At 61.1% G+C, this 6,070-nt stretch carries 7 protein-coding genes; 2 read left to right on the top strand and 5 right to left on the bottom strand.

Annotated elements, in window-relative coordinates:
* From WA989_RS05185 to WA989_RS05200, 4 genes are all read right to left on the bottom strand, one after another.
* A partial coding sequence (locus WA989_RS05185; protein ID WP_424339440.1) for a hypothetical protein occupies nt 1-299 on the bottom strand: 299 nt, incomplete at its 3' end.
* Between the two features lie 73 nt (nt 300-372).
* The gene (locus WA989_RS05190) at nt 373-1,074 is read right to left on the bottom strand and encodes a TerB family tellurite resistance protein (protein ID WP_424339441.1); all 702 of its coding nucleotides are present in this window, start codon (nt 1,072-1,074) and stop codon (nt 373-375) included.
* A gap of 106 nt (nt 1,075-1,180) precedes the next feature.
* Nucleotides 1,181-2,056, bottom strand: a complete 876-nt coding sequence (locus WA989_RS05195; protein WP_424339442.1) for an ion transporter — start codon at nt 2,054-2,056, stop codon at nt 1,181-1,183.
* A gap of 50 nt (nt 2,057-2,106) precedes the next feature.
* Nucleotides 2,107-2,577, bottom strand: a complete 471-nt coding sequence (locus tag WA989_RS05200) for a YybH family protein (RefSeq protein WP_424339443.1) — start codon at nt 2,575-2,577, stop codon at nt 2,107-2,109.
* Between the two features lie 124 nt (nt 2,578-2,701).
* On the opposite strand from WA989_RS05200, the gene WA989_RS05205 reads away from it, so the two are divergent.
* Entirely contained in the window at nt 2,702-3,730 is a 1,029-nt protein-coding gene (locus tag WA989_RS05205) for a calcium/sodium antiporter (protein WP_424339444.1), read from the top strand.
* A 21-nt stretch (nt 3,731-3,751) separates the two neighbouring features.
* The gene (gene queF / locus WA989_RS05210) at nt 3,752-4,216 is read left to right on the top strand and encodes a preQ(1) synthase (RefSeq protein ID WP_424339445.1); all 465 of its coding nucleotides are present in this window, start codon (nt 3,752-3,754) and stop codon (nt 4,214-4,216) included.
* A gap of 10 nt (nt 4,217-4,226) precedes the next feature.
* Here queF and WA989_RS05215 read toward each other — a convergent pair whose 3' ends face one another.
* Nucleotides 4,227-5,945 (bottom strand): alkaline phosphatase D family protein, encoded by a 1,719-nt coding sequence (locus WA989_RS05215; protein ID WP_424339446.1) that lies wholly within the window; start codon nt 5,943-5,945, stop codon nt 4,227-4,229.
* Nucleotides 5,946-6,070 lie beyond the last annotated feature (125 nt).

The following is a 6,070-nucleotide window of genomic DNA, read 5'->3' on the forward strand; positions in this document are numbered from 1 at the left end:
ACCGTCCAGCCGCGGGCTGTGCGGTGTGCGTCCAGCGTGATGCCGTCGCTCGGGGCGCTGTCTGCTGTATGTGTGCGGTAGGTGGTCGTCTTGCCGCGCGCGCCTGTCAGGCGCAGCAGGATGGCGATGGCCGCGACGATCAGGCCGACACCGGCGGTGACCACGGCGATCACGCCGGCCATGAAGATGATGACAAGCGCGAGCGCGCCGCGAAGGGCCCATCGCGCCGCTTCCCGAAGGCCATTGCCGACGCGAAGAAAAAGCGTTTCGAGGGAAAACCCGGTGCGTGCTGCGGTCATGTCAGATGAATCTCCTGTCCGGTGAAGATGAGGTCATAGGCCCCGAAGGTCAATCTCTGCTTGGAAAAGACCATCAGTTTGCCGCAATCAGGCCCCGTTCTGCGCGGATCCGGGCATAGGCGCCCGTGATCGCAGCAGCCTTGTCATGCGCGGCCAGTTCGAACTCGCGCGGGGCGCCATTGCCGACGATCCGGTCGGGGTGATTGTCCGCCATCAGCCGGCGATAGGCCTGGCGGATGACATCGAAAGCCGCGTCATGGGAGACGCCGAGAATGTGATACGGGTCGTCCCTGTCCGGGCCGAGATGGCTCGCACGGATCCGGCGGAACGTCGCCTCGTCGAAGCCGAAATTGTCCGAGACGGTTCTGAGATACTCCATCTCTTCCTGCGTCACGACCCCGTCTGCCCCGGCAATCATGAACAGCCCGTCGAGCACACCTTCGAGCAGGCACGGCCGGTCCGAGTAGCGCTTGCCGATCTTGCGGGCATAGGCCTCGTAGCCGCGCACCGTCTGACGCGCGATATTGAACACCCGGCGGACACTGCCCGCATCCTTCGGCGAGGCCCGGAAGATGCGCGAGAACATCATGACTTCATTGTCGCTGACCCGCCCGTCTGCGGCCGCCATCTTGGCGCTGAGCCCGATCACGGCAGCGGTGAAGCCGACATCGTTCGGATCAGGCGCGCAGCCGCCATCGCACGGTGCGGGCTCGTCGGGTCCGTCACTGTCGAACAGGCGCTTTCCGCCTTCGATCATCATCTGCCACAGGCTCATTGGCTTTCGACTATACCCATGAATGTGAAGAAAATCAGTCCGCAGACCTCAAGACTTTCAATAGTTTCCTTATATGCGCAAGGCTTGCAGGCCGCGCAGGCAAAGATCAATCGCGCGAAACGTCACGTTTGAGTGAGACTTTGAGCTCGGCCATCTCGGCCTTCAGCTCCTTCAGCAGCCCCATCATCTCGTCGCGCTCTTCCTCGGCCTGTTCGACATCCTCCTCGATCTCGTCAATGAGCTCCTCCGTCGCCGCTTTCTGCTCTTCGGCCAGCGCCTCGACGATCAGCGCGATGAACAGGTTGAGGACGGCAAAGCTCGCAATGAAGATGAAGGTCAGAAAGAAGAGCGGGGCATAGGGGTGGCCATCATCGATCACCTTCTGGACGACCTCGAACCGCCAGCCATCCATGGTCATCACCTGGAACAGCGAGAAGGCAGAACTCGGCAGATCGCCGAAGAGCTGGGCGACTTCTGGATTGTCGGTGCGGCCATACATATTGGTCGCCATGACGGCGTAGACATAGGTCAGCAGCGCCAGCACGGCCATGATCGCGCCCATGCCGGGCAGCGCCTTCAGCAGCGCCTCTGTGATCCGCCGCATCATCGGAACGATGTGGAGCAGGCGCAGCACCCGCAGGACCCGCAGCGCCCGCAGCACGGAGAAGCCGGTCCCGCCCGGGATCAGCGAGATCCCGACAACGATAAAGTCGAACCAGTTCCAGCCCAGCTTGAAGAAGCTCAGCCGGTAGACAGCGAGTTTCAGAAGAATCTCGAAGGCAAAGGCGAATGTGATCGCCCGGTCCATGACTTCGAGCGACCAGACCGTCTGCGGCGACAGACTGTCCTCATAGGTCAGGATACCGAGTATGATCGCATTTATAATGATCAGCCCTGTAACCAGATTGCGGAAGCCCGAGCTCTCGATCGCCGCTTCAAACTTCGAATTGCTGGTCGTTTCATCCAGTGTCGCGCGTGCCATGGCTCACTCCCTGCCCCCCATAGCCCGTCTTAGCCAGGCTGCGCGGCGGATCAATCCGCAGAGGTCGTCGTATCGCTTATAATTTTCCAATGCCCGTCGATCTTGCGGAACACCAGGGTGAAGAGCCCGGATGGCGCATCGGCATCGCGGGTCAGAAGCCAACGGCCATGAACGACAGCGGCGTCATCTGCGAGGGGCACGATCTCAAGCTCGGAAAAGCTGAGCTGTCCCATCAGCGCCCGGTTGGAATACCGGTCCCTGTAACGCTGCAATGTTTCTTCATAGCCGCGCGTGACTGTACCGCCGGACGCAAAGCGAAGCTCCGGCGAGACCCAGTATCCCTCCATGAAGCCCTCGATATCGCCGGCATTCCAGGCGGCGTCCTGGTTTTCAAGCAGGTCGTGGATCGTTGTCCTGTCGGCCATTGTGAAGCCGGCTTCAGCCTGGGCTGGCGCGGTGTGGCTGCAGGCGGCCGCCAGCAGGAAGGCCGAGATAGACACGGCAAAAAATGTCTTACGCATGGGTGATCGCTCCGTATATGCTGGGGGCACTCTATTCGATAGAGACCGATTTGAAAGCAGGCTTTGGGTTTCGTCCCTTTACCGCTAGACAGGTCGCGAGGGCTGATGTGGAGAGCGGAATTTCATGATCATGATCGCGCTGATCGCTGGCGGACTGGTTCTGCTGCTCGTGGGCGGGGAAGTCCTCGTGCGCGGCTCTGTCGGCGTCGCCCGGCGGCTCGGCATGTCGGAGCTGATGATCGGCCTGACGCTCGTAGGCTTTGGCACGTCAATGCCGGAAATGGTGACCAGCCTTCAGGCCCTGTCTGATGGCGCTGTCGGCATATCGGTCGGCAATGTCATCGGTTCGAACGTCGCTAACGTGCTTCTGGTGATCGGCGCAGCCTGTCTGATCTGCCCATTTGTCACCAATCCGAGATCACTCGCGCGCGATGGCCTGGTTATGCTGGCGGCAACCGTTCTGTTTGCCATTGTACTGTGGTTTGACGGCTTCACCCGTCTCACGGGGATCGTCTTCATCGTTCTGCTGATTGGCTATCTCATCGCGTCTGTCGTTCTTGACCGCCGGAAAGGCTCACCGGCAGGTGTCGTGCATGCGGGCGAAGCCGAGATTGTCGAAACGCAGGAGCCGCTTCTCCTGTCGCTTCTGCTGGCGGTCGGCGGCATTGTCGGCGTCGTTTTCGGGGCCAAGCTGCTGGTTTCCGGCGGCTCGGATCTGGCCCGCGCCTTTGGTATTTCAGAGACGGTGATCGGCTTGTCCATCGTCGCCATCGGCACCAGCCTGCCAGAGCTCGTGACCTCCATCGTCTCTGCCCTAAAGGGCAAGGCCGACGTCGCCCTCGGCAATGTCATCGGCTCGAATATCTTCAATATCCTTGGCATTATGGGCGTGTCGGCCGCCGTCTATCCATTCAGCATCATCAGCCAGCCTGCCCCCGGCGGCACAAAGCCGCTAGAAGTCGAAGCCATGGAATACCAGCCCGGCGAGAGCCTGGTCAGCATGCAGGATATGGGAGCGCTCGCCCTGTCGGTCTTCTTGCTGTTCCTGTTTGCCTATACCGGAAAGAAGCTGGCGCGCTGGGAAGGGGCGGTTCTCCTTGCCGCTTATGGCGTCTATATGGCCTTCAGCTTCAATCTCCTGCCGCGCTTCTGAGGCAGACCACGGGACGACGCCATGAGTGACGATATCTATTCCGGCCTCGACCAGCTTGGCGGATCGAACGCGATCCCGGCCTCGCCTGAAGAGGCTAAGCTCGAACGGGTGAAGAACCCGCATGCCGATACACTCTATCTGGCTCGCTTCACGGCGCCTGAGTTTACCTCGCTTTGCCCGGTCACAGGCCAGCCGGACTTTGCCCATCTCGTCATCGACTATGCGCCGGGGCCGTGGCTGGTGGAGAGCAAGAGTCTCAAACTCTACCTCACATCCTTCCGCAATCACGGCGCGTTCCACGAAGACTGCACCGTCGCGATCGGCAAGCGCCTGGCAGACTTGCTTGAGCCCAAATGGCTGCGCATTTCGGGCTACTGGTACCCGCGCGGCGGTATTCCGATCGATGTTTTCTGGCAGACCGGACCGATCCCGGACGGACTCTACGTGCCAGAGACGGGCGTTGCGCCGTATCGGGGCAGGGGGTAGCGCCCCCCGGCTAGACCGGCGTTTTCGGAAGAAGCCGCTCCAGAGGCCCCATACCGTCGCCATCCCTCACGGTCGTAAAGCCCGCAACGAGGTCAGACGAGTATGTTTCCTCCAGGACGGTTGAGACCTTGTAATACTCCGAAACCACCCTGTCCGATGTCAGCGTCACCATGCAGTAGCCATGCCCGTTCGGGTCGAACCATTCGACGTCCGCATTGGCATCTGCGAACTGCTCGCCAAGATCAGGCACACCGCTCACATATTCGCCCATTCCGGGAGAAGTAACGGAGGTGCAGCCAAACTCCACACCGCGCTGATTGCCGCCCGCATCATGTAGCGTGTTGGCCCAGGCCGTATGCGTGTCGCCGGTCAGCGTGACGAGGCGTGCGCCTGCTGTTTCGGCGGATGTGTAGAGGCGCTTGCGCGCTGCCGGGAAACCGTCCCAGGCGTCCAGATTGAAAGGTAGCTGCAACTGGCTGAAAGGGATCATGGCAGCCACATAACCGCCCTGAGCAGCGCGCTGCTCAGGCGTCAGCGTCTCCATGAGGTTGGGCGGTTTGACACTCGCCATGATCACCTGATTGGCAAGCACCTGCCAGGCCTTGCCAGAGGCGACAGAGGATTTGAGGCCGCCGGCCAGCCAGTCTTCCTGCACTTTGCCGAGCATGGTCCGGTCGTCACTAGTCACACGCGCCATCACGGCCTGCGCCTTGGCCGGTATGGCATCCGGGGCGACACCGCCGAGCTCCGCGCCCCAGCCGATTTCGTCGGACCGGCCGGTCAGCCGCGACTCAAGGCAGAACACCGTGGCGGTGTCGCCGAAGGTGAAGCTGCGATAAATGCCGCTGAACGCCCGGCCTGCTTCCAGGTCACGGACCGGCATCCATTCCATATAGGCCTGAACGGCGGCCTGTTTGCGATCGGTCCAGTTGCCTTCGGTTTCCGGCTGGTGATTTTCGGCGCCCGTGCGATAGGCATTATTGGCGCTTTCATGATCGTCCCAGGTGCAGATCCAGGGGGCAGCGGCATGGGCGGCTTGAAGCTTGGGATCGCTCTTGTACTGGGCGTGCCGCATCCGGTAGTCGCCGAGCGTGACGATCTCCATGGGCGGCTCATGGAAGCGGCCGAGTTGCTGCGCGGTCTCGCCGCCATAGCCGTCTACGCCGTACTCGTAGAAATAGTCGCCAAGGTGAATGACTGCGTCGAGATCGTCGCGCTTGGAGATATCGTCATAGACATTGAAATAACCGAACTGCCAGTTCGAGCAGGAGATCACCGCGAACTTCACATCCGGCGTACCGGACGCGGCCGTGGTTCGCGTGCGCCCGACCGGCGAGACGACATCCCCGCCAGACGTTTTGGCGGTAAACTGGTAATAATAAGTGGTTTCGGGATCGAGACCGGCTGCGTCGACTTTCGCGGTGAAATCCCGGCTCGCAGATGTTTCGATGAGCGCCTGACTGACGATGTCTTTCATCGCATCATCACGGGCGATGAGGACACTCACAGGTATCGTGGCGGCGGTGTCGTCCTCGGCGGGCGTTACACGCGACCAGAGGATGACGCGGTCGGAAAGCGGATCACCAGAGGCAACGCCATGATCGAAGCTGACAGCTCCTTCAAATGCCGGTCGATTGTCGGCAAGCGGATTGCCCGAGGTGGCGCAGGCAGCAAGACCGGCGGCCCCAAAACCAGCCCCCAGAAAGCGGCGTCTCGAAATCTTGCTCATGACAGGTCTCCTCCCAGATTCACCTTGTCTTATCCTGCCATCATGACGAATGCGCGAAACTGCGTCTATAAGCACGTCGTTATGACCAAACTTTCCGCGACCGCCCAGCCCGCCGACAATGGCAC

The organism is Henriciella sp., assembly GCF_049649345.1.
In the GTDB taxonomy this organism is placed as follows: domain Bacteria; phylum Pseudomonadota; class Alphaproteobacteria; order Caulobacterales; family Hyphomonadaceae; genus Henriciella.